At 43.7% G+C, this 26,396-nt stretch carries 24 protein-coding genes; 17 read left to right on the top strand and 7 right to left on the bottom strand.

From position 1 onward, the window contains the following. Window positions 1–182 precede the first annotated feature (182 nt). Window positions 183–1,409 carry a DEAD/DEAH box helicase gene (locus tag ACHUFI_RS05040; RefSeq protein WP_394247263.1) on the bottom strand — a complete coding sequence of 409 codons (1,227 nt, stop codon included), beginning with the start codon at window positions 1,407–1,409 and terminating at the stop codon, window positions 183–185. 351 nt (window positions 1,410–1,760) lie between these two features. On the opposite strand from ACHUFI_RS05040, the gene ACHUFI_RS05035 reads away from it, so the two are divergent. Continuing rightward, complete coding sequence (locus ACHUFI_RS05035) at window positions 1,761–2,120, top strand: PilZ domain-containing protein (RefSeq protein ID WP_394247262.1); 360 nt, start codon at window positions 1,761–1,763, stop codon at window positions 2,118–2,120. Window positions 2,121–2,221: 101 nt separating this feature from the next. Here the strand turns inward: ACHUFI_RS05035 and ACHUFI_RS05030 are convergent, their stop codons facing one another. Then, a complete protein-coding gene (locus tag ACHUFI_RS05030) occupies window positions 2,222–2,638 on the bottom strand; it encodes a VF530 family protein (protein WP_394247261.1) in 417 nt (138 codons plus the stop codon). A 79-nt stretch (window positions 2,639–2,717) separates the two neighbouring features. Further along, a complete protein-coding gene (locus ACHUFI_RS05025) occupies window positions 2,718–4,322 on the bottom strand; it encodes an ABC-F family ATPase (protein WP_394247260.1) in 1,605 nt (534 codons plus the stop codon). 479 nt (window positions 4,323–4,801) lie between these two features. On the opposite strand from ACHUFI_RS05025, the gene katE2 reads away from it, so the two are divergent. Beyond that, the gene (gene katE2, locus ACHUFI_RS05020; RefSeq protein ID WP_394247259.1) at window positions 4,802–6,235 is read left to right on the top strand and encodes a catalase KatE2; all 1,434 of its coding nucleotides are present in this window, start codon (window positions 4,802–4,804) and stop codon (window positions 6,233–6,235) included. Between the two features lie 134 nt (window positions 6,236–6,369). On the opposite strand, the gene ACHUFI_RS05015 is transcribed toward katE2, so the two are convergent. Next, window positions 6,370–6,861, bottom strand: a complete 492-nt coding sequence (locus ACHUFI_RS05015) for a glutathione peroxidase (protein ID WP_463596582.1) — start codon at window positions 6,859–6,861, stop codon at window positions 6,370–6,372. Between the two features lie 180 nt (window positions 6,862–7,041). Between ACHUFI_RS05015 and ACHUFI_RS05010 the strand changes: the two genes are divergently transcribed. After that, window positions 7,042–7,491: an HAD family hydrolase gene (locus ACHUFI_RS05010; protein WP_394247536.1), complete on the top strand. Its 450-nt coding sequence runs from the start codon at window positions 7,042–7,044 to the stop codon at window positions 7,489–7,491. Here ACHUFI_RS05010 and ACHUFI_RS05005 read toward each other — a convergent pair. Next, on the bottom strand, window positions 7,481–8,389 hold the full coding sequence (locus ACHUFI_RS05005; protein ID WP_394247257.1) for a 1-aminocyclopropane-1-carboxylate deaminase/D-cysteine desulfhydrase: 909 nt from the start codon (window positions 8,387–8,389) through the stop codon (window positions 7,481–7,483). The two genes, ACHUFI_RS05010 and ACHUFI_RS05005, sit on opposite strands and share 11 nt — an antisense overlap. 216 nt (window positions 8,390–8,605) lie before the next feature. On the opposite strand from ACHUFI_RS05005, the gene ACHUFI_RS05000 reads away from it, so the two are divergent. Further along, window positions 8,606–11,104 carry a bifunctional diguanylate cyclase/phosphodiesterase gene (locus ACHUFI_RS05000; protein WP_394247256.1) on the top strand — a complete coding sequence of 833 codons (2,499 nt, stop codon included), beginning with the start codon at window positions 8,606–8,608 and terminating at the stop codon, window positions 11,102–11,104. A 22-nt stretch (window positions 11,105–11,126) separates the two neighbouring features. Here the strand turns inward: ACHUFI_RS05000 and ACHUFI_RS04995 are convergent, their stop codons facing one another. Further along, window positions 11,127–12,425 (bottom strand): sensor histidine kinase, encoded by a 1,299-nt coding sequence (locus ACHUFI_RS04995; RefSeq protein WP_394247255.1) that lies wholly within the window; start codon window positions 12,423–12,425, stop codon window positions 11,127–11,129. Next, on the bottom strand, window positions 12,422–13,099 hold the full coding sequence (locus ACHUFI_RS04990; RefSeq protein WP_394247254.1) for a response regulator transcription factor: 678 nt from the start codon (window positions 13,097–13,099) through the stop codon (window positions 12,422–12,424). Before ACHUFI_RS04990 ends, ACHUFI_RS04995 begins: the two co-directional genes overlap by 4 nt. Window positions 13,100–13,228: 129 nt before the next feature. Between ACHUFI_RS04990 and ACHUFI_RS04985 the strand changes: the two genes are divergently transcribed. The 13 genes from ACHUFI_RS04985 to ACHUFI_RS04925 all read left to right on the top strand — a co-directional run bounded on the left by ACHUFI_RS04985 (window position 13,229) and on the right by ACHUFI_RS04925 (window position 26,370). Further along, window positions 13,229–14,248, top strand: coding sequence for a glycosyltransferase family 2 protein (locus ACHUFI_RS04985; RefSeq protein ID WP_394247253.1), 1,020 nt, complete (start codon window positions 13,229–13,231; stop codon window positions 14,246–14,248). Between the two features lie 8 nt (window positions 14,249–14,256). Then, window positions 14,257–15,714, top strand: coding sequence for an ArnT family glycosyltransferase (locus ACHUFI_RS04980; RefSeq protein ID WP_394247535.1), 1,458 nt, complete (start codon window positions 14,257–14,259; stop codon window positions 15,712–15,714). Beyond that, the gene (locus ACHUFI_RS04975) at window positions 15,711–16,124 is read left to right on the top strand and encodes a GtrA family protein (protein WP_394247252.1); all 414 of its coding nucleotides are present in this window, start codon (window positions 15,711–15,713) and stop codon (window positions 16,122–16,124) included. The genes ACHUFI_RS04980 and ACHUFI_RS04975 overlap by 4 nt, the downstream gene beginning before the upstream one ends. A gap of 103 nt (window positions 16,125–16,227) precedes the next feature. Continuing rightward, window positions 16,228–16,836, top strand: coding sequence for a hypothetical protein (locus ACHUFI_RS04970; protein WP_394247251.1), 609 nt, complete (start codon window positions 16,228–16,230; stop codon window positions 16,834–16,836). Between the two features lie 13 nt (window positions 16,837–16,849). Continuing rightward, window positions 16,850–17,218 (top strand): response regulator, encoded by a 369-nt coding sequence (locus ACHUFI_RS04965; protein ID WP_394247250.1) that lies wholly within the window; start codon window positions 16,850–16,852, stop codon window positions 17,216–17,218. Window position 17,219: 1 nt separating this feature from the next. Beyond that, entirely contained in the window at window positions 17,220–17,507 is a 288-nt protein-coding gene (locus ACHUFI_RS04960) for an STAS domain-containing protein (RefSeq protein ID WP_394247249.1), read from the top strand. After that, complete coding sequence (locus tag ACHUFI_RS04955; protein ID WP_394247248.1) at window positions 17,500–19,668, top strand: chemotaxis protein CheA; 2,169 nt, start codon at window positions 17,500–17,502, stop codon at window positions 19,666–19,668. The genes ACHUFI_RS04960 and ACHUFI_RS04955 overlap by 8 nt, the downstream gene beginning before the upstream one ends. 11 nt (window positions 19,669–19,679) lie before the next feature. Further along, a complete protein-coding gene (locus tag ACHUFI_RS04950; protein ID WP_394247247.1) occupies window positions 19,680–21,689 on the top strand; it encodes a methyl-accepting chemotaxis protein in 2,010 nt (669 codons plus the stop codon). Window positions 21,690–21,703: 14 nt separating this feature from the next. Beyond that, the gene (locus ACHUFI_RS04945) at window positions 21,704–22,231 is read left to right on the top strand and encodes a chemotaxis protein CheW (RefSeq protein WP_394247246.1); all 528 of its coding nucleotides are present in this window, start codon (window positions 21,704–21,706) and stop codon (window positions 22,229–22,231) included. A gap of 3 nt (window positions 22,232–22,234) precedes the next feature. Beyond that, on the top strand, window positions 22,235–22,774 hold the full coding sequence (locus ACHUFI_RS04940; RefSeq protein WP_394247245.1) for a chemotaxis protein CheW: 540 nt from the start codon (window positions 22,235–22,237) through the stop codon (window positions 22,772–22,774). 58 nt (window positions 22,775–22,832) lie between these two features. After that, a complete protein-coding gene (locus tag ACHUFI_RS04935; RefSeq protein WP_394247244.1) occupies window positions 22,833–23,642 on the top strand; it encodes a CheR family methyltransferase in 810 nt (269 codons plus the stop codon). After that, entirely contained in the window at window positions 23,639–24,709 is a 1,071-nt protein-coding gene (locus tag ACHUFI_RS04930) for a protein-glutamate methylesterase/protein-glutamine glutaminase (RefSeq protein WP_394247243.1), read from the top strand. Before ACHUFI_RS04935 ends, ACHUFI_RS04930 begins: the two co-directional genes overlap by 4 nt. Then, window positions 24,706–26,370, top strand: coding sequence for an EAL domain-containing protein (locus ACHUFI_RS04925; RefSeq protein WP_394247242.1), 1,665 nt, complete (start codon window positions 24,706–24,708; stop codon window positions 26,368–26,370). The genes ACHUFI_RS04930 and ACHUFI_RS04925 overlap by 4 nt, the downstream gene beginning before the upstream one ends. Window positions 26,371–26,396 lie beyond the last annotated feature (26 nt).

Genomic DNA, 26,396 nt, shown 5'->3' with positions numbered 1-26,396 from the left:
AAGCTAGTAGTCTGAATGGGTAGCGTCAACGTCGATTTTTGCTATTTTTTTGTGTTTGTTTGCTTATCAGTAGCTTGGGTCAAAATTCATTTTTGAGACAGGGTTTATTTAAGTCAGAGCTGAAATAAAAGTGTCATTTTGAAATGAAATTTCGGCGGTTCATACAAACCGCCCAAAAACCGCTATTTGTTACCACGAGGCTTAAATTGTTTGATGCTGCGTTTTTTGGCACTGCGTCGGTTGGCCTGCTTGTCACGAGGTGGGCGCTTGCGTTCACCTGTGGCCGGTTTATCTGTTACTTGAAAGCCGTCTAATGAAGCGAGAGGTAGCGCTCTTCCTGTCAGGGTTCGAATCGCTTCTAGTGCATCTGATTCACCATGGCATACCAAAGAAAGTGCGAGCCCAGATTGACCAGCTCGGGCTGTACGACCTACGCGGTGAACATAAACTGGAGCGTGGTTAGGAAGTTCAAAATTGATAACGGTAGGTAGGGCGTCAATATGTACACCTCGAGCAAGTAAGTCTGTCGCAATCAGTACCTGAATATCGCCATTTTTAAAAGCTTTGAGCGTATTCTCGCGTTCTTCCTGACTTTTGTTACCGTGCAGTGCGGAAACGGTAATGCCTGCTTTGGTGACTTTCTTGGTTAACGCGTCGGCATTGTCTTTTGCGCCAATGAACACCAGAACTTGTTTCCATTGATTGAACTGCAGTAACGAAATAAGCGCCTGTGTTTTACTTCCCTTATTGACCAAATAGAGTGTTTCATTAATGGTTTCGACAACACTGTTGGCCACATGAGCTTCAATTCGGATTGGCTTAAATAGTACTTGGTTGACTTGCGCTTCCAAAAGTTGAGGTAAGGTAGCTGAAAACATCATCGTCTGACGTTTCTTAGGAAGACGTGCCAGAATATTTTTAACGTCTGGCCAGAACCCCATTTCTAATAGGCGGTCTGCTTCGTCAAATACGAGTGATTGCACTTGGTCAGTGATAAGGTGTCCGCCTTCGAGCAGATCCAGGAGTCGACCTGTTGTCGCGACAATAATTTGAGCACCATTCTTTAGCTGCTTCAGCTGAGTTTCTTTATCAATTCCACCGCAGAACGCTTCTACTTGTATTCCAAGGTTCATTGATAGGCTGGCAATTGCATCCTTAACTTGAAACGCTAACTCGCGTGTTGGCACTAAAACGATCGCTTGAATACCCGCCAGATCTGATTTGACTTGTTCAATTAGCGGGATCCCGTAAGCGAATGTTTTGCCACTGCCTGTTTGAGCTAACGCGAGAATGTCTTTGCCACCTATCGCTGGTGGGATTGCCTGAATTTGGATATCAGTCGGGTTAGAGACAGACGGCGGGAGCGCAGCTAAGGTTTGTGAACTGAGATTGAGCTTGGAGAACGTCATAGTTGAAGACCAAATGCGAATGGGGTGAAGAGTCTAGCAGTTGCGATTTAGAAGTAAACCAGTGTCTTATTTTGAATCTGATAACATGCGTTTAGGGTGGTGATACAGATTCAATCGAGACTATGGAACGGAATGTGCTTTGATCTACTTATCAAGCTAGTGTCATAAGTGACTTTTGCAAAATGAGAGTTGAATTGCGATCTTGTTATAAAGTTGACTTGAAACGTGAAAAATTTGGTAATTCTTACTAAAGTTTTATTGGTTGCTGTCGAATAATAGCTTGAACTAATATTTGCCCGTGAAGTGTCGAGCATCTTGTCGTACTTTATGGTTCAGGGAAGGGAGCATACAATGAGTGAAGAATCTTTTGCACAAAAGCGACAATATTATCGTTTGAAATACCCCAAAAGAGCGCGCCCAATAATGCGTGTTGACGATGAACTGTTTCACGTCAGTGAGGTGTCTGAAAAAGGGGTTCGGTTATTGATCCGCAACTTAGCGGCTTTTTATCAAGGCCTCTCTATGGTTGGAACGCTGAACTTACATGATCATAGCTCGGTCCAAGTATGTGGAGCGGTGCTGCGTTTTGATGGTGATGAAGTCATTCTGCAATTGACAAAAGGGCCAAGTTTTAAAGACATGGTTTCAGAGCAGCGCCATATTCGTCAAAAGTATCCCTCATTTTTTGCTAGTCAACGAGCAGTGGCTTAGCAAACCAAATCATCTTATCTGACAAACGCAAATATTAGTTTTAACCACAATGGAGGCAATAAGCCTCCATTTTTGTTTTAACCCTTTGCACTAGCAACCGGTTATCGACGGTTAAAGCGTCCGCGGCCAGAACGAGCGCGATCTTTATGAGCAGACGCTGCTTTTGCTTGTGACGCTAAGATAGACTCAACAGTCAGTTCCATTGGTTCACGAGGCTCTAATCCATGGCGGAATGTACGTGAACGCGGAGGCATTTGATATTCTACGTCAGATGCTTTTGGCATGCGCTTGAATCGGTACAGATAAAAGTTCTCTAGCTTCTCTCGAGCCCATTGCGTTTTCTTCAAATACTTCACGCTGCTTTCAATTGATGGTTTTGTATTGAAGCAGTTAAAACGCATTGCGGTGTCTAAGATTTCCCAACCGTAATGATCGACAAGCTGCTGAAGCATGTCTTCCAATTTTAGACCGTGTAATGGGTTATTTTGTTGTAGTTCGATTCTTTCTTGATCGGTCATGAAGCTTTCCTCAATCAATGGTGGCTCATAGAGATGATGAACCACATCTATATTCTGATTTTATCGTGTTATCTAATGCTTAAAAGCCGGCCAGCGTCTTCTTCTGGTGGGCTAAGTATTCGTTGTATGTGCCTTGGAAATTGACGAGTTTTTTGTCTTTTACATCAATAATAGACGTGGCGAGAGATGAAACAAACTCGCGGTCATGGCTAACGAAAATCAAGGTGCCTTGATAGTCTTTCAGCGCGCTATTTAGCGCTTCAATCGCTTCCATATCCATGTGGTTAGTTGGCTCATCCATAACAAGTACATTGATGTCTTGCATCATCAATTTGCCAAAAAGCAGTCGGTTCTTCTCACCACCAGAACAATTGCGCGCTTTTTTGTTAGCATCGTCAGCGGTAAACAGAAGGCGACCTAAAATACCACGAACCATAAGGTCATCGTGTTTTGCTGTTCGCCACTGTGAGATCCAATCGAAAATGCTTAAATCATTGTCAAAGTCAGCGCTGCTGTCTTGAGGACAGTATCCGATAGATGCATTCTCAGACCATTTTACAACGCCGTGGTTTTGCTCTAATTCTTTAACTAAACAGCGAAGCAAAGTAGTTTTACCGACACCATTTTCACCGATCACGGCTAGGCGAGACCCCGCTTCCAGCAGCAAGTTACCGCCTTCAAATAGCAGCTCGTCACCGAATGCATGTCCAAGATCTTGCAATTCTAGAGCTTGGCGGTGAAGCTTTTTACCTTCACCAAAATCAATCGAAGGGCTCATTCGACTAGACGACTTCACTTCATCCAGTTTGATTTTTTCCATTTTCTTAGCTCGTGAGCTAGCTTGCTTCGCTTTAGAAGCGTTGGCACCAAAGCGGTTAACGAAGTCTTGCAGTTCGTTAATTTCAGCGGTCTTCTTCGCATTGCTTGCGAGTAATTGCTCACGTCTTAGGCCAGAGGCTTCAAGGAAGTACTCATAGTTACCTGGATAAATGCGTAGCTCACCGTAATCAATGTCTGCCATGTGGGTACAAACAGAGTTAAGGAAGTGACGGTCGTGCGAAATGATGATCATTGTACATTTACGTTGATTCAATTCTTCGGCTAACCAGTTAATCGTATGAATGTCCAAGTTGTTGGTCGGTTCATCGAGTAAAAGAATATCAGGGTTAGCGAATAGCGCTTGTGCCAATAGAACACGCAGTTTCCAACCCGGTGCAACTTGCTGCATCAAGCCAAAGTGGAACTCTTCTTCAATACCCGCTTGCAATAGGATGTCGCCTGCGCGTGATTCCGCAGTGTAGCCATCCATTTCAGCGAACTCACTTTCAAGTTCCGCTACTTTCATTCCGTCTTCTTCGCTCATTTCTGGAAGAGAGTAAATGCGGTCACGCTCTTGTTTGATTTCCCACAGTTTGGTATCACCCATGATCACTACATCAATAACATTATGTTGTTCGAAAGCGAATTGATCTTGGCTGAGAACCCCTAGCTTTAATCCAGGAGTGATGGATACGTTTCCGGAGCTAGGCGTCAGTGCACCACTTAGGATTTTCATGAATGTCGATTTACCACATCCATTGGCTCCAATTAAGCCGTAACGATTGCCGTTACCAAACTTAGCTGAAATGTTCTCAAACAAAGGTTCAGCGCCAAATTGCATGGTGATGTTTGCGGTAGATATCAAAGAATGTTCCTAGGTAATGTACAGGTTAAATGTAGGCGTACAGCATCAAATAACGGAGATGAATGTATGTTTTTGTAGCGGGCGAATTATACAGACTTATGGTTTAAAAAATAGGTGTGTGACGTAAATCAAATTTTGACTGCGTGTCCGCCACTTTTGTTCTTTTAGGGCGATGAGAATACTAAGGGGGGCTGAAAGGGATAAAGCGTCAGCTACATAATTTAATGAAATTTCATGGTCATTGACGTGAAAGTTCATAATGAAAGTATGAATGAAAGCGCGTTTTAATTAGCGTTACATATGGTTAAGGTATTGTTTTAATAGATTTTTCACACATCATTTTTCCCGATTGCAGTAATAAGAAATTACGATTTTATAGAGTGAGAAAGCTACTCTAATCTTTATATCAATTCAGTCAAACGTGTTCTGTTGGGCATGCCGCTTAATAGAGCGAATGGCTTATTAGAAGGGATAAAAAGATGAGTAAAAAATTAACGACTGCTGCTGGGTGTCCTGTCGCCCACAATCAAAACACCATGACGGCAGGTCCACGCGGACCGCAACTCCTTCAAGATGTTTGGTTTTTAGAGAAGCTTGCGCACTTCGATCGAGAAGTCATCCCTGAGCGCCGTATGCACGCGAAAGGCTCTGGAGCGTACGGTACATTCACGGTCACAAAAGACATCACTCAATATTCTCGCGCGAAGCTGTTCTCTGAAGTCGGTAAGAAGACCGATTTGTTTGCGCGTTTTACGACGGTTGCTGGTGAGCGAGGCGCCGCGGACGCCGAGCGTGATATTCGCGGCTTCGCATTAAAATTTTATACCGAGGAAGGTAATTGGGATCTTGTGGGTAACAATACGCCGGTATTTTTCTTACGTGATCCTCTGAAATTCCCAGACCTAAATCATGCCGTTAAGCGCGACCCGAGAACGAATATGCGCAGTGCGACTAACAATTGGGATTTTTGGACTTCATTACCAGAGGCGTTCCATCAAGTCACCATCGTAATGAGCGATCGCGGTATTCCTGCAACTTATCGCCACATGCATGGTTTTGGTAGCCATACGTTTAGTTTCATCAATGCAGACAATGAACGCTTTTGGGTGAAGTTTCATTTTAAAACTCATCAAGGTATCAAAAACCTTACTGATCAAGAAGCGCAAGAGCTGGTTGGAAAAGACCGAGAAAGTCACCATAGGGATCTCTACGAAAGCATCGAGAATCAGAATTTCCCGAAATGGACCATGTATGTCCAAATCATGCCGGAGTTAGAAGCCGAACAGGTGAATTTTAATCCGTTTGACTTAACGCGCGTGTGGTCTCAAAAAGAGTATCCGCTGATTGAAGTCGGGGAGTTCGAGCTTAATAGAAATCCTGAGAACTTCTATGCGGAAGTAGAGCAATCTGCGTTTAACCCGGCAGCTATCGTTCCGGGTATCGGCTTCTCTCCAGATAAAATGCTACAAGGCCGGTTATTTGCTTATGGTGACGCTCAGCGCTATCGCTTGGGTGTGAACCACCATCAGATCCCAGTGAATTCACCACGCTGCCCGGTTCATAGTTATCACCGTGATGGCGCAATGAGAACCGATGGTAATTTCGGATCAACGATAGGCTATGAGCCAAACTATCAGCAAGAGTGGGCAGAGCAGCCAGACTACTCAGAACCACCGCTGCAAATCTCTGGCAACGCAGATCATTATGATCATCGTGTTGATGAGGATTACTTCTCACAAGCAGGCGATTTGTTCCGTTTGATGAGCCAAGAAGAGCGTAGCCGTTTGCTAGAAAATACGGCGCGTTCTCTGGACGGGGTGCCAGATTTTATTCAGCAGCGTCATATCGAACACGCTTATAAAGCGGATACAGCTTATGGCGAAGGTTTAGAAGTTGCACTAGGCTTAAAATAACAATAAGGGCTGAGGTGCATATTTGCCTCAGCCACGATAAAGAGGCTAGGAGAATACTATGGAAGACTTTTCTTTTTTCAAATTGTTCGACACCAAAGAGTTATTCATCTTTTACTGAACGTCGCTATGTGAACCTAAGAAGCTTGGAGTGCTTTTTGGATATATGACTCAATCGCCTCTGGCTTTGTGATTGGGGCAAAACGCTTGATAGGTTCACCATTTCGTCCAATCAAAAACTTCGTGAAGTTCCATTTGATGTTATTGCCTAAAGTGCCTGGTAGCACTTGCTTTAAGTACTCGAAAATAGGGTGGTGGTCGCCACCATTGACTTCAATCTTTTCCGTGATGGTGAAATCTACACCATAGTTAATTAGGCAGTTATTGCTGATTTCAGCCGCGCCGCCCGGCTCTTGGTTTCGAAATTGGTTACACGGGAAACCTATGATAACGAGTCCCTGAGAAGCATATGTTTCATGAAGTTTCTGAAGCCCTTCATACTGTGGAGTCAGCCCACATTGACTTGCTGTATTGACCAATAGCACCACTTTCCCTCGAAACGTATCAAACTCAATAGGCTGGTTCTGTAAGCTGTTGATTGAAAATTGATAAAAATCCGTCACTACCATTCTCCTTATTCATTTAGATAGAAATATATCGTTAATTCGTATGTGTTACTCAAGTTTGTTGCGAAACTGTGGTTTTGGCTAGGGTTAGAAGTCATAGTAAGACAAGAATGAAAGAGTAATGCAAAGCCGAGGGAGATTGACGTGAAGCAAATAGTTTTGTTTGATTGGGGAAATACCTTGATGGTTGATTTCCCAGAAAGCACTGGAAAGATGTGTGACTGGGAACGAGTGGAAACCGTCGAAGGTGCGATGTCTGTTCTAGAATCTTTGTCTTCTCATTGCGACATTTACGTCGCGACCAGTGCGGCAGACTCAACGGAAGCGGAAGTCAAAGCCGCGTTCGAACGAGTTGGGCTCGACCAATATATCCAAGGGTATTTTTGTAAAGCCAACTTAGGCATATCAAAGAACTGCCCTGAATTTTACCAAGCGATATTGAAAGCCCTAGCGGCAGAACCTAAACAGGCAGTTATGGTGGGAGATGTCTATTTGAAAGATATCCTACCAGCAAAGCAAGCAGGTTTGACAACCGTTTGGCTTCGTCCTCATCCGATAAGCGAGTCTGAAGCAATAGAAGCCCCAACTCATGTTATTCATTCTCTTCCCGAACTGCTTAAAGTTACATTTTAAGGTCTGGGTATTTGCGCTGGTATCTTGGCAGCATAGACTCATTGCCTAGAATGCCCCCTTGGTGAATGTATATCACCGTCTTGTCGGGGTTTTCTTGAGTCCAGCTGTCGAGGCACTGCCACATCATCGGGTCGTATAACAAATCAAACTCAACGTCGGTTTCAAAGTGAAGGTCTAGCCAGGTTTGATAGTCTTGTTTGTATAATTTTCCGAAGTGATGCTTTTTGCTAAGCGATAAAATGGTTGGGTGATCAGGTTCACCTAACTCTTCAAATTGAGATCTCAGGTAATCTTCCCCACCTACGCATGCACACGTCAGCACTTCAATATTGTGTGGCTTGAGGTGCTTGTTGAGGTATAAGGCAGTACTTCCGGTCCCTGATGGTAACGCAACGACAAATTCGTGCGTATTTTCGAATCGACTCCAGCTAAGAATCTCATGAGCCAGCTGTTTAACGCCATATTCGGCAAGCGGTGAACGCCCGCCTTCAGGCAATACAAGAGAGTGGGAATCGGGTTGTCTTACTTGTTCTATATACTCTTTCGGGTGCAATGATGAGGCAAGGTCAGATACGGATATTACCACTGCTCCTAGATCCAATGCGCCTCGATAGTTACCAATAGGTTTATCTTTTAGCCATTCTGGCAAATGGTCTACATAAAACTCTAACTTCCAGCCTTTAATTTTTGCCAACGCAGCCAAGGAATAGAGCGAATTCGCTTGTGCGGAGCCGTAACTGATTAGAGTAGTAATCTCAGTATTGGGCTCTTCGAGTAAACGCATAAACTTACGCGCTTTATTACCACAAAAATGAGAGTGCAGTTGATCATCTCTTTTGAGAAAGAAAGTACGGTTATTGAATATGTGCTGCGTAATAGGGCTTTGGCTTAATTTCATACGTTGTTTTCAGTGACTTAATTTATAGACATAAAGTTTATTTATAACGCATGTAATCCATTACATGGTGTGCAAGCTTGTCTAAGTTCAAATTATAAGTAGACGTTCACTATTCATTTGAGTTATTCATCTATCATCACAAATAGAATAAGAAAAAGCACTCAGTGCATCTGTGAGCAATTCACCATTTCAATGATCAGTAGTGAACATACTTATATGCCGATTAACAACGACCAAAAATTACTGAGGTTTTTACGAACCTTCCCTTTAGGGATCGTTTTCGTATTCATTTTTGTGCTTGCAGGGGTCATGCTACATGGTAATGCGCAAAAAGTAGATAGCTTGATAACGTCGTTACGTAGCGACGTATACGATCGTCAAAAGGAAATGCTGCGGGAGCAAGTTAAGAGCATTCATGGACAGCTTGAATTTGAGCGCATGCGTACCAACAAAGTTTTGAAAGAGAACATCAAACAGCGTGTGGAAGAAGCCTACACAATCGCCTTCAGTATTTATCAACATAACTTAGATAAACCCAAGCCTTACGTAACTAAGCTAATTGGTGATGCATTACGAGACGTGCGTTTTAATGAAGGCCGAGGCTATTATTTTATCTCGCAGATGGACGGCGTGAACATTATGCACGGACTTAGACCTGAGCTCGAGGGTAATTCAACATGGGATGCCAAAGATAAACGGGGCACATACATTGTTAGGGAACATGTAGAGCTGATAAAGAAATCGGGCGAGGCGTTTTATCGCTGGTGGTATCAAAAGCCTGGGACGAAAGCTGAAGAGTTTGAGAAAGTTGGCTTTGCCAAATACTTTGAGCCCTATGATTGGTTCATTGGCACTGGAGAATATGTTGCGGATGTTGAACAAGATATTCAAGGCAGAATGCTAGAGCGTTTGTCTGAACATACATTTGGTATGGACGGCTACGTTTTTGTCATCGGGCCTAATGGAAAAAACCTAGTTCATGGGGATGTTGAACATGTTGGTAAAGACAAGTCTAAATACTTGGATATTTTTAAAAAAAGCATACAGAACAAGCCCGCCGTTAACGGTATTCAGGGAGCTTTTGTTCAGTATGACAGCGAGTATGTTCCTCAAGGTGTCCTAGATAGAAATAAGCTGAGCTTTGTTGCCGAATTTAAAGATTGGGGATGGTATTTTGGGGCGGGTGTTTATATGTCTCAAATAGAAACTTACCTTGATGGTCAAGAGGCGATCCTACACGAGCAAAACCGAGTAGAATTGGTCAAAATCATTTTTTTATGTTTTGGCCTTGCCACCATTTTGTTGGTCATTTCACTTCGTATTAGCTACTACATTGGACTGCGTTTTTCTGAATACCAAAAACGAATCAATAAGGATTTTGAAGCCTTAGAGAACAGCCGAGAGAAAATGCACGACTTAGCCACTCATGATGCGTTAACCCATTTGCCAAACCGATTATTATTGGAAGAAAGAATTCAATCGGGCATTAAAAAATCCAAGCTCGCGAGTCAAAAGCTTGCAGTGATGTTTGTTGATATGGATGACTTCAAAAAGGTCAATGATCAGCATGGACATAATGTTGGTGATCTCTACCTACAAGCGGTCAGCAAAAAATTTGAAAGTTTAGTTTCAGGTAAAGGTTCTGTTGCTCGTTTTGGTGGCGATGAATTTATTTTCTGTTTCCCTAATCTAAACAACACTCAAGAAGCCAAAATCTACGCGAATGATATTCGTGATGTATTTGATGAGCAATTTCATCTAGACGGCACGTTACTGACTTCAACATGTAGCATCGGGGTCGCAATGTACCCAGATGATGGAAGCTCGTGTGAAGAGTTGATATCTAAATCCGATATTGTCCTTTATCGCTCCAAAGGTAAACAAAAAGGGCAGGTGATGTTTTACGACACGGATGTTAATGCCCAGGTGCAAATGAGTTTCCTAATGCAAGATGAGTTAGCGACGGCATTAAAAAATCAAGAACTCTCAGTGCTGTATCAGCCTCAACTAACGTCCTGCAGTCAGAAAATCATGGCAGTAGAAGCATTATGTCGCTGGAATAACCCAAGGCTAGGCCATGTTTCTCCGCAACTGTTTATAGATGTGGCGGAAAAAGCAGGGCTAATTATCGACATTGGTGAATTCGTTTTTGTTCAAGCGTGTAAAGATATTCTGGCAGTATCGCCAAATGGTGATGACGCGTTGGGTGTTTCTATTAATATTTCGCCAGTGCAGTTGATGCAACCCGGCTTTAGTGAGCATATTTATTTGCTCGCTAAGGAAACGGGTATTGATGTAAAAAGGGTTACTTTAGAGCTGACAGAAAATGTGTTGATAGAAGATCTAGACAAAGTAAAACCCGTTCTCATCCGTTTACGACAGTATGGTTTTAGTTTGTCTTTGGATGACTTTGGTACGGGTTATTCTTCGATCCAGTATTTACATGCTTTACCAATCAGCGAACTAAAAATTGACCGTACATTCGTCAATAGCCTGCTTGAAGATGGGCAAAATGACGCACTGGTTAAGACTATGGTAGGGATAGGTAAATCTTTTGATATGTTGGTAGTCGCAGAAGGCGTTGAAACGCACACACAAAGAGAACGTCTCAAAGAATTAAAGTGCGATAGGTTACAAGGCTATTACTTTGATAAACCTCTCGACATTTTGACTCTGCGAGATAAATATCAGCGTGTCGAAACCATAGAAACTTAACGCTAAACTAATAAGCGTTAAGTTAAGTCCTCGAGTCGGTGACTTCGTTCGTCTCTTCAGAGCATTGAAAAGTTATCTTTGCTTGGCAACCTCCGCTTGAGTGGTTGTCTAAAGAAAAGTGCCAGTGATACCGCTGGCACAAGTTGTCTACAATCAGCAAACCAAGTCCGTGTCCATCCGGGTTGTGTGAGGTCTGTAATCCAGAGCCTTGATCAATGATACTAATATGTTGGTGATTGAGTTCGATTGATACTTCACCTGCATTCGTGGCCGCAATGGCGTTCTTAAGTAGATTGCCAATCAGCATATTCATGATTGCCGGAGTCGCCTGTATGGTGGGTTCTGAAGTGACATTGACTTCAAGACCTATGTTTTTGTCGTTGGCCTGTGCAGAGCTTTTGTCGATGATCGAAGCTAGCTCATCTGCGGAAAAAATTCGAATCGGTGCATCATCATGGTTTCGCTCGTAACGCACTAACCCTAACAGGGCGTCGACCATCGTCGACATTTGCTTACTGGCTTCATCTATCCTCGTTACCTGTCGTGATTGAAATTCATTCATATCACTTCTCACCAGCAATTTACTGGCTCCATTGACTATGGTCAGAGGGGTACGAAGTTCATGGCTTGCGTAGCGAGCAAAAGCTTGTTCTCTTTTCAGTAAGGAATTGATTTCTCGACGGTACTCATTCAATTGGTTGGTCAGCTGTCTAAATTCGATCGCAGCATCATCACTCACTGAAAAATCTTCATTAAGCTTTAAGTCTTTCGAATTCAGTTGTTCTGCTAGAGAGTTAAAAGGCTCGATTAAACGCTGAGAAAGGCGATACAACAGAGCGGCGAAACTGAACATCAGCACCGCGAATAGTGTGAATACAATAGCGCTGACGTAGATGATCTCATCTATTTGAAATTCGATCTGGTCGATTTTACTGAGCAACGCAATCGGATGAACCTCACCGTTGTGGATGTATTCGCCCAAATACAGCATGCGTGATTCTGGTTCTTCGCCTATCTCGCCAATGTACGCCTTCTTGTCTTTTAAATAGTGAGCGTACTGAGGTGGAATTAAGGATAGATCGTTGTAGGCATCGGTGAGAGTGTCAATCCGAATAACACCGCGCTCTCCCGATTGAAAACGAGCGATCGCTTCGTTTCGGTCGATAAGAATACGTCGCTCACCGACGCGGTCTTCAGAGCCATGAAGTGCGGCATAGAATACGGTGTAGCTGAATCCTGCAACAATCACAGAAACCAAAGAGAAAAACAGCGCAAGCCTGCCAGTGAGGCTACGTGTACTACTTAGAACGTTAAGGATCAATTGGGTTGCTCCAGTCTAAAACCGACTTTCGGCACAGTAATCAACATTTGATTGGCAAAAGGTTTATCTAATTGATTACGAAGCTGGTAGATATGGCTGCGCAACACATCATTATTGGATTCATCTTCCTGCCATAATTTGTAGGAAATCTCTTCTCGAGTCACTACTTGTGGCGCTTTCTGACAAAGCATTTCCAAAATAGTATAAGTGGTAGGGTTAAGCGCTAAGAGCTTATCTTGACGATAGGCTTGGCGCGTTTGCTGATCAATCGAAAGTTCTGAAAATTGAAGCTTAGTCGAAGCGACGGTTCCTCGATAACGGCGAATGAGAGCTTGCATTCGCGCTTCCAAAATATCGAGGTCAAAAGGCTTGGTCAGGTAATCGTCCGCACCATGATCAAAGCCTTTTAACATGTCTTCTCGGCTGTCTAGTGCAGTAAGCATTAAGATTGGAGTTGTGTTACCGCGATCGCGCAATTGGTTACATACGGTCAGACCGTCCATTCTAGGCAGCATTAAGTCGAGAATGATGATGTCGAATTCGTTATCAAGTGCAAGTTGCAGCCCGAGTTCTCCGTTATCGGCATAGTCGAGTTCCATTCCTATACATTCAAAGTAATCAAATAATACCCCAGCAATTTCTCGGTTATCTTCAATTAATAGAACTCGTTTCATGATGTTTTCTCGGGCAAGGCTAGTTAGTGCATATCATCCTGATCCAGTGTGAAAAATATGTCAACAACATAACTTTCATGTTGGGCGCGATAGGCTATTGATAGTTTCGACAGATATGAAGAATTTGATATGCCTGAATTATTGCTAAGTAAACCGACCGTAAAGGGGGGCCGAATTAACCCTGTGGTCTGTCTTTCTATCATTGTGCCGTTTTTTAATGAGGAAGAAGTACTCCCAGAGTTTCATTCTCGCTTAACCAAAGTATTAGATGCGTTAGATGAAAATTGCGAGATCGTGTACATCGATGATGGAAGTAAAGATGGAAGCTTGGAGTTGGTGGAGTCTTTTCGTTCGATAGATAGCTCCATTTCAGTGATCGGCTTAAGCCGTAACTTTGGTAAAGAAGCCGCGATGAGTGCCGGGCTGGAACATTGCCGAGGACAAGCCGTTATCCTACTGGATGCGGATTTACAGGACCCGCCTGAACTTATTCCCAAAATGTTGGCTAAATGGCGTGAAGGTTTCGATGTCGTCAATATGCAGCGCAGTAAGCGCGAAGGAGAGACTTGGTTAAAGCGCTTTTCTGCTATGAGCTTCTACCGCGTGATTAATGTGATGACTCAGATCGAAGTACCAGAAAACGTTGGAGACTTCCGTTTACTCAGCCGTGAAGTGGTGGATCACATTAACCAGTTACCTGAAAGAAACCGCTATATGAAAGGTATCTTTTCGTGGCCCGGGTTTAAGCAAGCGACAGTTCGATTCAAGCGCGATGCTCGTTTCTGTGGTGAAACCAAGTGGAACTATTTAAAGCTGCTTGGGTTGGCGATGGACGGTATTACTTCGTTTTCAATTCGACCATTACGCATCGCCACCGCTTTAGGTTCAGTGATCGCACTGAGTGCTTTTTTATACGGCATAGTGATCGTCGCGAAGACTGTGTTTTGGGGGGAAGTGGTGTCTGGTTACCCTTCGATGATGGTGGTGCAGCTCGCTTTAGGCGGTATTCAATTGCTGAGTATTGGTTTATTGGGGGAGTACATTGGGCGAATCTTTATCGAAACAAAGCGCAGACCTTTGTACTTGATTCAAACGGTATTTGAAAAACCAGCCATGAAAAACACAGTAGATTTGGAGGAAAGTGCGTGAACTTCAGTATGAATCGAACGCATTTATGGGGCTTATTGGGGTTTGCGTTATTACTTCGTTTAATTTCATTGGCAACTTATCCATTAATGGATACCACTGAAGCCCGCTACGGCGAAATGGCCCGCTTAATGGTAGAAACTGGCAATTGGCTTACGCCACAGTTTGATTATGGTGTGCCATTTTGGGGTAAGCCACCACTGTTTACTTGGATGAGTGCCGCAGGTATTGAGCTGTTTGGCCTCAGTGAATTTGCTGTACGTGCTCCTCATTGGTTGGCCGGTGTAGCGACGATTCTGTCGATGGCAATTGTGGCTAGAAAAAGTGGACACAGCGCCTTAGTGACGGCGATAGTTTTGGCAACCTGCGGCATTTTTTCAATAGCGGCTGGTGCAGTGATGACAGACATGGCGCTCACGCTGTCGATGACTATCGCCATGTTGGGCTTTTACTTCTGCTGGTTAGGGAAAGGTGAAACCACGGCAGACAAAATGTGGGGCTATCTGGGGTTCATCGGCCTTGCGTGTGGGTTACTTGCGAAAGGCCCGGTTGCGATTGTGATTATGGGGATTGCTGTTTTTCCTTGGCTAGTTCTTCAGCATGGATTTATCGGCGCATTTTCGGAATTATGGAAACGATTCCCGATTATTTCAGGTACTGGTTTGATGTTAGTTATCGCTTTACCTTGGTACATAATGGCGGAAATGGCTACGCCGGGTTTTATTGATTATTTCATCGTCGGTGAACACTTTAAACGCTTTGTCGTGAGTGGCTGGGAAGGTGATTTATATGGTTCGGCCCACGATGAACCACGCGGAATGATTTGGTTGTTTTGGCTACAAGCAGCGGCACCTTGGTCATTAGTGATTCCAGCCTTGGCATTCTTTCGAAAAGAAAAAATTAAGCAAGCGAACCAAGATAACCCGGGGCTGTTCTCGTTTTTAGTATTGTGGCTGGTTTCCCCGCTTATCTTGTTCAGTTTAGCGGGCAATATTCTACCCGCCTACGTTTTGCCTGGTATTCCTGCATTGGGCTTACTCGTCGCAATGCTAGTCACCAAGAAAGACACTAAGTGGTTTTCAAGTGTGGCGCTGGTGCTGCCAGTTGTATTGATGATTGCCATGCTTGTCCTGAACTTAGGTAAAGCCGATCAAAAGAGTGATCGAGTTATTTTTGCAAGCATTAAAGATAACGCGCCAAGTTTTTACGTTGGGAAACGTCCATTTTCGGGGCAGTTTTACAGTAATGGAAAGGCAGTAAAACTGACAGATACGACCGTATTAGAAGATTTAGAAAAGTTCTACCTAATAGGTAAGCCTGCTGAAGTGAAATCGGAAATCATTAAGCAGTCTTTAACCTGTACATTGGAGTTCACCGCTAAATCGAAACGCGCTTTATACAGTTGCTTTGACGATGTCCCTGCACCGGTTGCTTCAGAAAAACTGGAACAATTAAGCACAGCGTCATGATGAGTATGCCGATTTATGAAAGCCGAATCGTAAGATTCGGCTTAGTCGGAGCCGTCGGGTTTGTGGTCGATTACAGTATCTTTTCTCTATTGGTTTATGGATTGGAACAGCCTTTACTCATGGCAAGAGGGTTGGCATTTATTTGCGCCGCTACCACCACTTGGTATGGGAATCGTATGATTACTTTTGCCAAAAAAGGTCGACAATTTTTGGGCTCGGTCTTTGCTCAATGGCAAAAATCGATGTGTTCTGCGCTCGTATCGGTTGTGCCAAATATGATGGTGTTTAAAAGTATCATTGAGTTGACGCCAAACACGCCAATTTATCACTTCATCGCCCTTGTGGGCGGGGTATTGATTGGAATGGTCAGCAATTTCTTGTTGAGCCGTTACTGGGTGTTCTCGTCGTAAGCCTTTCTTCTAAGTCTGTATAAAATTCAAAATCTATCATCAACTCTATCAATATGAACTAGGCTATTAAAAGGATCATAGCAAGGCGCTTCTAGGAGAGTTGATGATAATTCCCATACAGCCCTTAGTTGTACTGGGCATAATTTCATTCTTAACGTTGTTCACTTTATTTGGTGCCGTGTGGCAAGTGCTTGTGGCGAGTGTCGTGATCAGTGCTGTTGGTGGCAGCCTTGTTCATTACATGCGTCCAAAATTCGAATCCGTCCCAAACCATGAACTGCATCATGTGCTTGCCTCTCTTAATAATGTGCTGCTCCCTAAGTTGATCGTTCAACTTGATTACGCTTGCCAAGACTCGGCGAATTCGGTTGACCAGCTTGCGTACCTTTTCAAAAAACTATCAGAACACTCAAATAAATTGTGTACCCAAGCTCAGGAAATGACTCCAGAGCAGAGCTCTCGCATGATTGAAAAAACAAAAGAAATTCATTCGGAAATAATCATGTTGCTCCAATTTGGTGACCGGACTCAGCAGATGCAACGAGGGGTGTTTGAAGCCATGAACCTAATTAGTCATCAGGTTGAGGCAGCGTTGAGTGATCCGTCAAAAGCTCATGTTTATTTCGACGAAGAAAAGCTTTTGGAAGCTATAGCGAATATTGAATCGCGGACCAACTCAAATGAAACCAGCAATGAAGTGACCTATTTTTAGCCTTGGAGGGTGAATGAGCAAAACAATCTTAATTGTCGATGATTCTGAATCGCTAAGGCAAGTTGTCAGCATTGCATTGTCCGGTGCTGGCTATCAAGTGCTAGAAGCGAAAGATGGTGTTGATGGTTTATCAAAACTCGATGGAAGCAAAGTTCACCTGATCATTAGTGATGTGAATATGCCAAATATGAACGGCATCGACTTTGTTAAAGCGGTGAAGGAGTTACCCAAATACAAATTTACCCCCATTATTATGCTTACTACTGAAAGCCAGCCTTACCTTATGGAAGAAAGTCGTAAGGCGGGAGCAAAAGCCTGGTTGGCCAAACCCTTCAGACCAGACCAAATGCTGCAAGCGGTATCGAAGATATTGGCGCCTTAATATGAATTATTCCGTTGATAAGGAAGAGTACCAACTGCCTTCTGAACTCACCATTTATGAAGTGGGTGAAGTTTACGCGCAGATACAAAATCTGCTTGACGAGAATAAGTTGCTTAACATTGATGGCTCAAGAGTGGCCGACATTGATACGGCGGGCATTCAATTACTGCTGCGGTTGATGAACTTATACCCTTACAACCAACTTCAAATCGTGAACGCAAGCCTTGCTCTTGTACAAGCTTTTGAATTTTTGGGTGTTGTATGGGGAGTGGAATTGACCGATGAGTAATGAAATGCAAGCTGCGTTACATACGTTTGTATCCGAAGCTAAAGAGCTTACCTCTGAGCTCGAGCAGATTTTGCTAGAGCTCGATTCCTTAAAGGCTGAACCCAATACAGAGCATATCAACTCAATGTTTCGCGCGATCCATACGATCAAAGGAAGTGCTGGGTTATTTGGTTTGGATGAAATTGTTGATATCAGCCACCGATACGAAACTCTTTTGGATCAGGTCAGAGAAGAAAAACGAACCTTTAATCTTGAGCTTTTAGAAGTCGGGTTAAAAACGTGTGATTTGATCTCAGCGTATATCGAGCAGATAGGACATTCCATACCAGAAGAGCTCACCAAAAAGTATTGCGCGGTCCATGACGAGCTCCAAAGATTGAACCCCGAGCGCAAAGTTGCAGATTTATCCGAAGATTCAGAAGGCGCTAACGCGGAGAGCAACGAGCAGTGTTGGCACATTTCATTTAGGCCCAATCAGTGCGTTTTTCAAGACGGGTTAGATCCCAAAGCGTTCATTCACTTTCTATCGAAACTTGGTTCAATCGTGTCAATTGCCGTTGTCGATGAGGCGTTGAATACCGTTGACAATTTTGACCCTGAGCAGTGTTACCTTGGCTTTGAAATTCGCTTGGATACCCAAGCCAGTAAAAAACAAATAGAAGATGTGTTTGAATTTATTCAGCAAGACGCTGATATTCATATCCTTCCTCCTGACAGCAAAATTCACACCTATATTGACCTTATCAATCAACTCCCAGAACCCAATCAAAAGTTAGGCGAAATATTAGTGCGTTGTGGGGCGATTACACCGCATGAATTAGAAGTGGGACTCAAACGGCAAGAAGCCCAAAAAGAGAGTCAGTTGTCTCCGCCGTTACTCGGTAACGTCTTGACTCAAGAGCAAGCTGTCTCCGCTGAAGTTGTGCAAGCCGCCGTATCGAAACAACATCAAAAAATCCATAGCAGTAAAACGCTACGTGTAGAGGCTGACAAGCTAGACAAGTTGATTGACCAAGTTGGGGAAATGGTGATTACGGGTGCTCGAACGACGTTATTGGCTCATGAGACCGGCAATGAAGCTTTGATAGAAACCATCACTCAACTTGAAAGACTGGTTGAAAATATTCGAGACAGCTCTCTACAGCTACGAATGGTGCAAGTGGGCGACACCTTCAACAAATTCAAACGTGTGGTACGAGACATCGCTATCTCAGTAGACAAGCAAGTGTCGCTACAGATTAATGGCGCGGATACTGAGCTGGATAAAACGTTTATTGAAAAGCTCAGTGACCCACTCACGCACATTATTCGAAACGCGATTGATCATGGAATTGAGCTGCCGCAGGAGCGCCGAGCAAACGGGAAGCATGAGCAAGGGAGTATCACGTTAAATGCCTATCATGAATCCGGCTCGATTGTTATCGAAATACGAGATGACGGACGCGGCTTAGACCGAGAAAGGGTCATTGAACAAGCTGTCTCCCAAGGGTTGATTTCCAGTACGTCACATCTCAACGACCGAGATATTTTTGCGTTGATTTTCGAACCGGGCTTTTCGACCTCTGCTTCGGTGACTAACTTGTCTGGACGCGGTGTTGGGATGGATGTCGTGAAGCGCAACATTGAACAGCTGCGCGGCACAGTTGAAGTAAGCAGTGAAGCGGGAGTCGGGACAGAAGTGGCGATCCGCTTGCCGTTAACCTTATCAATCATTGATGGGTTCATGTTTGAGGTCGCCGGTTCGAGTTATGTGATTCCTTTAGATAATGTTGTGGAGTGTTTGGAGCTGCACGAAGTCGCGTCAAAAGAAGCCATAGAAAGTCGCCACTTTATTGATTTACGAGGAGAAGTACTGCCATTTCTTCGACTAAGAGAATTGTTTGGATCCGAGCAAGCGACTGAGCATAGCCAAGAGTCTTTAATCATCGTCCAGTATGGGACGTTACGAGCAGGCTTAGTGGTTGACGCTTTATTAGGAGAGTTTCAAACGGTCATTAAACCATTAGGCAGCTTGTTTGAGGGGTTAAAAGGAGTCAGCGGCGCGACGATATTAGGCAACGGTGTTGTCGCGATCATCCTTGACGTGTTTTCCCTCATTCAATCTGCAGTTAACCGACAAGAGCTTGAGAGTGTCGAAGTCGCGACGGATAACGACGAGTAAGGAGCATAGCAATGCTGAACAAATTGTCTATTAAGAACAAAATCATCCTCGCGATGCTAACAATGGGGGTTCTGTTGTTGGTGATTGCTGTTTCCGTACAAGTAAAAAACCGAACTATTGAAGCGTACGCCATTAGTGTGGAGAAGGAAGATATCCCAGAAGCAATATTGTCGTTAAGCATGCTTGATGAATTAGGGGATATGAATTCAAACGTATTGGAATTCATTACGGGAGAGGCGGAAGAGAAGGACGATTTTAGAGCGAATTATAATGAGTTTATTACGTTTTTTGAGCAGCTCAAGCAGCTTCAAACGGTGGATTCAGTGTTAATGCGCCAAATCGAAGAGTTGTCCGAACGTTATTACAGTGACGCTCAAACACTTGTCTTTAACTCATTTGACCCAGCGCGAGAAGAGCGAGCGGCCGACAAATACGACGAGTTAATAGAAGAGTTTGCGATACCACTAGAGAGGCTGTTAGATACGTTGAAAGAAGAAGAAGTCGCCGATGCAGGCACGTCTGGCAGCTTTGAAGAAGTGGTAAAAGATGACCTGCAAGGGGTTCGCTACTACTTGGAACTGATAGACGAGGAAGGCGATATGATGTCTGCCTTGAATGCATACATGAGAGGGGAAGTGGGTGCGGTTGATCAGTTTGAAGAAGAAGCTCGAAATTTTTCAGGCTTTCTAGCGGAAATCAAACCGTTAGAGCGTAAACCAGAAGAAATAAAAAACCTGGCTGAAGTCGAGCACATGTTTGATGAGCTATACAAAGGCGGGAAAGACATTTTTGCTATCTACAGCCCTAGAGACAAGATTCAAGCTGCGGTAGAAATCGATAAATTAGAACACGAAGTATTTAAAAAACTCGAAGAGATCTTAGACAAGATCAGTGCAAATGCGAGCTATCAAAGTACCACCTCTCTCGATAATTTGGTGATTGCTGCTCGTGAAAGTATCTCTTTAGTTTGGGGACTGTTGTTTGCCGCTGTCGCTTTAGCAACGGTGACCTCTCTATTTCTTATTAAGGGCATTGTTATGCCAATTAAGGCGCTTGCAGATGCGGCAGAAGACTTGCGTTCAGGGGAAGGGGATTTAACTCGTCGAATTCCAGACTTTGGTCAGGACGAAATCGGCGAAACGGCACGTAGCTTTAATGGGTTTATAGAGAGATTACAGAACATTTTGTTGGATATTCAGGCGTCGGTCGAAGCCATTGCGCATAGTACGAATGAAGTTAGCACGACCTCCAAAATGTTGAGCTCCACATCGAATCAGCTCGCCGCCAGTGTTGAAGAAACCAGTGCCTCCCTCGACCAGATGAGTTCTTCAATTTCAATGAATACGGATAATTCGAAAGTGACGAATGGCATTGCAACCCAATCAAGCGCGGAAGCCCATGATGGTGGGCAGGCGGTGAACGACACCGTGAATGCAATGACAGAAATCGCGCAGAAAATTGGGATTATTGAAGATATTGCCTATAAAACGAACTTGCTTGCGTTGAATGCGGCAATAGAGGCGGCCCGTGCTGGAGAGCATGGTAAAGGCTTTGCGGTGGTTGCAGATGAAGTTCGTAAGCTGGCAGAGCGAAGCCAAATCGCAGCCCAAGAGATAAGTTCATTGGCAGATAACAGTGTGAAAGTCGCGCAGCACGCGGGCGATATGTTGAACAGAATGGTGCCAAATATTCAAAAAACGGCGGATTTAGTTCAAGAAATCACCGCAGCGTCAACGGAGCAGAGTACCAGTGTTGGTGAAATCAATCGTACGGTGTCTCAGCTAGATGATATTGCTCAGCAGAATGCTTCGGCGTCTGAAGAGCTGGCTTCGACCGCGATAATGGTTCAGGAACAAACGGGAGAAATTCGAAAAACAGTTGGGTTCTTCAAGCTGGAAAATAAAGAGCAGCGTGCTTCTCGAGATTATTCTAAACGAGCAGCCAAAGCGTCGGCTGAGCGTATCGCTCGTCTGCGTGAGAAGCCATCAAGCTCAGATGGTTTTGTTCCATTTGACGATTAATGGTGAGGTCTCGAATGAATCTGCAGAGTGTCAGTGCGATAAGTGCGAGTGAAAAGTACTTGGAATTTGAGGTCGGCGACAAATTGTATGCTTACCATATCCGTAAGGTTGCGGAAATTATGGAATATCCTGAAGTCGAGCCATTACCTTTAGCTCCGGATTTTGTTCTGGGGGCTATTAATCTAAGAGGTAGTGTTATTCCGATTGTCGATCTTGCGACCTGTTTAGATAGACCAACTAAAGCGGTAACGCCAAAAAGCTGTGTAATCATTTCTGATGTCGAATACCAAGGCGTGATTTATCAAGTAGGGGTTAAAGTCGATTTAGTGACGCGCGTGATTGATATTTCGAGTGATCAAATAGAAGAAGCGCCGGATATGGCAGGGCAATTGGAGCATCGAGTGTTGATTGGCGTAGCAAAGCTAGATAGCCGGCTGCTGACGATTTTGAACGTTGATACATTGCTGACGCAAGCTCAAATAGGTTGGTTGAAAAAATCTCAACTGTCGGAAGCGGCAATGTCGGATGAGCTACAGGAGTAACCGATGGATAAATCGACCGAGATGACTGGAAGTGAAACGCTAGAGGCTGGTGGCTGCTTGTTGGTCGAAATCGGAGGTGAAAGCTTCGGTATATCTATCACTAGCGTAAAAGAGGTCATTGAGCTTGAGCATGTCACACAAGTTCCTATGTGCTCGGAAACCATTAGCGGTGTCATCAATGTTCGAGGAAGTGTTGTGCCAGTGCTCGATGCTGCAAAGCGCCTTGGGCTGGCGAGTGAAACCCAATATGACAAGTACAGCTGTATCGTTTTGTATGACAGTTTTGATGTCACGACAGAAGAAATGGTCACGATTGGTGTGTTGGTTAAACGGGTGCGAGCGATTGAAGAACTGCAAATCGATAATTTAGCTGAAGCGCCTTATTTTGGCGCTCATATCCCCGTTAACTTTATTCAAAATATGGCACGGACAAATAACCGTATGTTTGTGGTACTTGATATGTCGGCTCTACTCAATGTTAACTCCATCAATGATGAAATCGTCAATTTTCAAAAATCACTTTTTAAAAGCCTGTTGGGTTAAACGAACCATAGCTTTCTATTTCACCTCAAATTGAGCATGCCAGAATAAAGGATTATGAATGGCACAACTAAGCAACAGTAGTTACGCACAGATCAAAGTCCTACTTGAACGTTGGACGGGTATTCAGCTTGCAGACTATAAGCGTCATGCTGTTTCGAATCGATTATTGGGAAGGTTGACGGCACTTAAATTAGACTCGTTTGAAGAATATTTGGTCTATTTAAATGGGCAAAATTCTGAGAAAGAAGTGCAGATATTCGTAGATAAGTTAACAACCCATGAAACGTACTTTTTCAGAGAGCAAGAGCAATTCGATTGGCTGGAAGACTACCTTGATAATCAAACGAGAAGAGAGCGAACGTTTACGGTGTGGAGCGCGGCTTGCGCGAGCGGCGAAGAAGCATATAGCTTAGCGATGTTGCTCAATGATTCTTTAGGTGAAGAAGGCTGGAATGTCTTCGGAACGGATATCTCCGTACCCGCCGTAGAGATGGCACGGAACGCTCTGTATCCACTCGATCGAGTCGAAAGGATTCCACGAGATTTCCGCTTGAAATATTGCCTAAAGGGAGTGGGGAAGAACGAAGGGATGTTTACATTTTGCGAGGAAATAAAGCAGCGCTGTTTCTTTTCCCATGCGAGTTTGTTGGACGATGTTCAGGACAGTAGTATTCAATATGACGTGATATTCCTAAGAAATATTCTGATCTATTTTTCGCCGCTCAAACAGAAACGCATGGTCAACAAGGTACTCGATAGGTTAGAGGTTGGTGGGCTGCTATTTCTCGGCCACAGTGAAAATATCGTAAAAGATCATGAGCTGTTAAAACCCGTTGGACGATGTATTTATCAAAGGATCGAACTATGACTATCAAGGTGTTTATTGTTGATGATTCTGCAGTGATACGGCAGGTTCTTGGTGACATTATCGATGCAGACCCAGAGCTAACGCTGATTGGTTCTGCTCCTGACCCAATTTTAGCGATGCGTAAAATGAATAAAGGCATGCCTGATGTCGTTTTACTGGATATCGAAATGCCTAAAATGGACGGAATTACCTTTCTGAAGAAAATAATGAGCGAACATGCTGTTCCTGTCGTGATTCTTTCGGCTCATACCGCAGCGAATCCAGATTTGTGCTTAGAAGCGCTTTCGTCTGGCGCAATAGAAGTCGTGAACAAACCCAGTAGCAACCTGAATGAATACTTACATTCGGATGAAGTGAAACACCTCCTTAGCTGTATAAAACATGCTGCAAAGACAAGAGTTAAACCTATTGAGTACTTGTCAGAGCGTAGCTTCCGAAAGCATTACTCTGCAGATGTCATCATCAAGCCTTGTGAACAGCATAAGGTTGAAAAAACAGAACACATTATCGTAGTCGGTGCGTCCACGGGAGGGACTGAAGCAATAGAAGTGTTTTTGAACAATATGATGGCCAATAGCCCTCCGATAGTCATCGTCCAGCATATGCCTGAAAAATTCACTCAAGCGTTTGCTAACCGGCTAAATGTGAGTACCAAGCACAGAGTTATGGAAGCGGTCAACGGTATGACTTTGGAACTCGGTGTGGTCTACATTGCGCCTGGCGGTGTTCATACTATGATTAACAGGAAGGATTTTGCCTATTATATTGAACTAAAAGATGGTCCTCAGGTGAGTCGGCATAAGCCATCAGTAGACGTTTTGTTTCGGTCGACGGCTCAGCATGCTGGAGAAAATGGCATCGGGGTTATTCTGACTGGAATGGGTGATGATGGTGCTCAAGGTATGCTTGACCTCAAAAAGGCGGGAGCACGGACCTTTGCTCAAAATGAAGAAAGTTGCTTGGTATTTGGTATGCCTAAAGAAGCGATTGCTAGAGGCGCTGTCGATAAAGTGAGTTCTTTGCAAAACTTATCTTACCATGTTCAAAAAGTGCTGGTGGATTTATGACCTATTCAAGTCAAGAAATAGAGTGCATTGGAATAACCAACATGGTTTTGGACAACCAAGGCTTTGTTAAAGAGTTATCCGAGCAAGCAAAAGAGATTTTTAGACTCGAAGCCGGAATGGATGTTCTGACCGACTGTACACTCGATTTTATTGACGATAATTACCAAGTGTATCCATTCGACTCTCAGATTAGAGTGTTACTTGAACAAAAGAATAATGATGATGACCAGAAGCCGTTTGAGTTTGAATGCGGTGTGAGCTACCCAGATAGAAACGTTGTTTGGCTTCGAATTCATGTGGTTGCCAGAGAAGACTCACTCGTTCTGCATTGCACAGACAACGGTGAATTAGTTGCGGCTCGAAGGCTGAACCGACAATTGTCAGTACAAGACCCTCATACAGGTTTGCTCTATCGTGAGGCATTTCTGGCAAAAGTCGAACAAGAGCAAGGTTACGGCACAGTTTGCTGTGTTCGAATATGCAATTACCAAAGGATTAATGAAATTTGGGGTGCAGCGGTCGCCAACCTAGTGTTTATGGAAATCTTGGCGCGCGTTTACAGTGAAGTAGATGGCGCTATTTGCAGTAAACATTCTACCGATAGTTTTATTGTATTCGTTGCTGATAATCAATCACTCGATATTGAGCATTTTTATTTCGTTCTGAATGAACCTTTTCATTTTAATGGACGGCACTTCTTCAGTAATGTGGCGCTTGGCTATTACCAAGAGCATGAAGGTGACGAGCATGAACAGAGTTTGAATAAAGCCGAGATGGCGATACTCGATGTGCTTGCAGAGCGAGTTCGTCTTGCGGAGTTCCAAGAAGATCTTGCACGACAAATCGAACATCAAAACAATCTAGAAAACGAATTTCGTTTTGCTATCAATACCGATGTTCTCGACAAACAGTTTTATACAACCTTTCAGCCTATCCATGATTCCATGTCTGGGGCCGTCGTTGGAGCCGAGTGTTTAATTCGTTGGACCTTGCATGGAGAGATGGTTTCGCCGGTAGAGTTTATTCCAATTGCAGAAAAAACCGGTGATATCGGTTTATTGACCAAATTCAATATCAAAAAACTCGGCGAGCTGGTCGCGAAGTTAGAAGCTAAAGGTATTGATACTATGCAGTATCTTTTTGCTTTGAACATTAGCGTGGTGGAGATACTCGATGTCGACTTTGTAGATAAGTTGACGGCGAGTATTGCGCAGAATAAATTGCATACTCAGCAAATTAAACTTGAGCTAACAGAGTCAGCGTTAATCGATAATTTCAACTATGTGAATCAAGTGCTAGAGCAAATGCAGGACTTAGGGTTCCGCGTGTCGATTGATGACTTTGGGACGGGTTTTTCGAGCTTAAGTTATTTATGTCGGTTACGTTTCGATGAAATCAAGATTGACCGTGCATTTGTTACTCATGTCGTCAGCGACGAGAAACTCCAAACGGTATTTAACTCTATTGCGTCGCTCGCGACGAACTTGAACAAACCTGTGGTTGCTGAAGGGGTAGAAACCCTTGAACAGCTTAATTATGCTCAGCATAAACATGTTGACTATATTCAGGGCTATTTTTTCAGTAAGCCGCTGCTAGAAGATGAATACATTCAATATCTAGAAAAATCATTATTAGAAACGGATACATATGAAGACGACTAGAGCGGGTTCGTAGCAAATAAAAAAAT

The sequence above is a fragment of the Vibrio profundi genome, from assembly GCF_043642225.1.
Lineage (GTDB): Bacteria > Pseudomonadota > Gammaproteobacteria > Enterobacterales > Vibrionaceae > Vibrio > Vibrio profundi_A.
This window is presented reverse-complemented; position numbering and strand designations above follow the sequence as displayed.

Coding starts and splice junctions, on each gene's coding strand:
- ACHUFI_RS05040 (WP_394247263.1), bottom strand. CDS start 1,409: ATGACGTTCTCCAAGCTCAATCTCAGTTCACAAACCTTAGCTGCGCTC.
- ACHUFI_RS05035 (WP_394247262.1), top strand. CDS start 1,761: ATGAGTGAAGAATCTTTTGCACAAAAGCGACAATATTATCGTTTGAAA.
- ACHUFI_RS05030 (WP_394247261.1), bottom strand. CDS start 2,638: ATGACCGATCAAGAAAGAATCGAACTACAACAAAATAACCCATTACAC.
- katE2 (WP_394247259.1), top strand. CDS start 4,802: ATGAGTAAAAAATTAACGACTGCTGCTGGGTGTCCTGTCGCCCACAAT.
- ACHUFI_RS05015 (WP_463596582.1), bottom strand. CDS start 6,861: ATGGTAGTGACGGATTTTTATCAATTTTCAATCAACAGCTTACAGAAC.
- ACHUFI_RS05010 (WP_394247536.1), top strand. CDS start 7,042: ATGGTTGATTTCCCAGAAAGCACTGGAAAGATGTGTGACTGGGAACGA.
- ACHUFI_RS05005 (WP_394247257.1), bottom strand. CDS start 8,389: ATGAAATTAAGCCAAAGCCCTATTACGCAGCACATATTCAATAACCGT.
- ACHUFI_RS05000 (WP_394247256.1), top strand. CDS start 8,606: ATGCCGATTAACAACGACCAAAAATTACTGAGGTTTTTACGAACCTTC.
- ACHUFI_RS04990 (WP_394247254.1), bottom strand. CDS start 13,099: ATGAAACGAGTTCTATTAATTGAAGATAACCGAGAAATTGCTGGGGTA.
- ACHUFI_RS04985 (WP_394247253.1), top strand. CDS start 13,229: ATGCCTGAATTATTGCTAAGTAAACCGACCGTAAAGGGGGGCCGAATT.
- ACHUFI_RS04980 (WP_394247535.1), top strand. CDS start 14,257: ATGAATCGAACGCATTTATGGGGCTTATTGGGGTTTGCGTTATTACTT.
- ACHUFI_RS04975 (WP_394247252.1), top strand. CDS start 15,711: ATGATGAGTATGCCGATTTATGAAAGCCGAATCGTAAGATTCGGCTTA.
- ACHUFI_RS04970 (WP_394247251.1), top strand. CDS start 16,228: ATGATAATTCCCATACAGCCCTTAGTTGTACTGGGCATAATTTCATTC.
- ACHUFI_RS04965 (WP_394247250.1), top strand. CDS start 16,850: ATGAGCAAAACAATCTTAATTGTCGATGATTCTGAATCGCTAAGGCAA.
- ACHUFI_RS04960 (WP_394247249.1), top strand. CDS start 17,220: ATGAATTATTCCGTTGATAAGGAAGAGTACCAACTGCCTTCTGAACTC.
- ACHUFI_RS04955 (WP_394247248.1), top strand. CDS start 17,500: ATGAGTAATGAAATGCAAGCTGCGTTACATACGTTTGTATCCGAAGCT.
- ACHUFI_RS04950 (WP_394247247.1), top strand. CDS start 19,680: ATGCTGAACAAATTGTCTATTAAGAACAAAATCATCCTCGCGATGCTA.
- ACHUFI_RS04945 (WP_394247246.1), top strand. CDS start 21,704: ATGAATCTGCAGAGTGTCAGTGCGATAAGTGCGAGTGAAAAGTACTTG.
- ACHUFI_RS04940 (WP_394247245.1), top strand. CDS start 22,235: ATGGATAAATCGACCGAGATGACTGGAAGTGAAACGCTAGAGGCTGGT.
- ACHUFI_RS04935 (WP_394247244.1), top strand. CDS start 22,833: ATGGCACAACTAAGCAACAGTAGTTACGCACAGATCAAAGTCCTACTT.
- ACHUFI_RS04930 (WP_394247243.1), top strand. CDS start 23,639: ATGACTATCAAGGTGTTTATTGTTGATGATTCTGCAGTGATACGGCAG.
- ACHUFI_RS04925 (WP_394247242.1), top strand. CDS start 24,706: ATGACCTATTCAAGTCAAGAAATAGAGTGCATTGGAATAACCAACATG.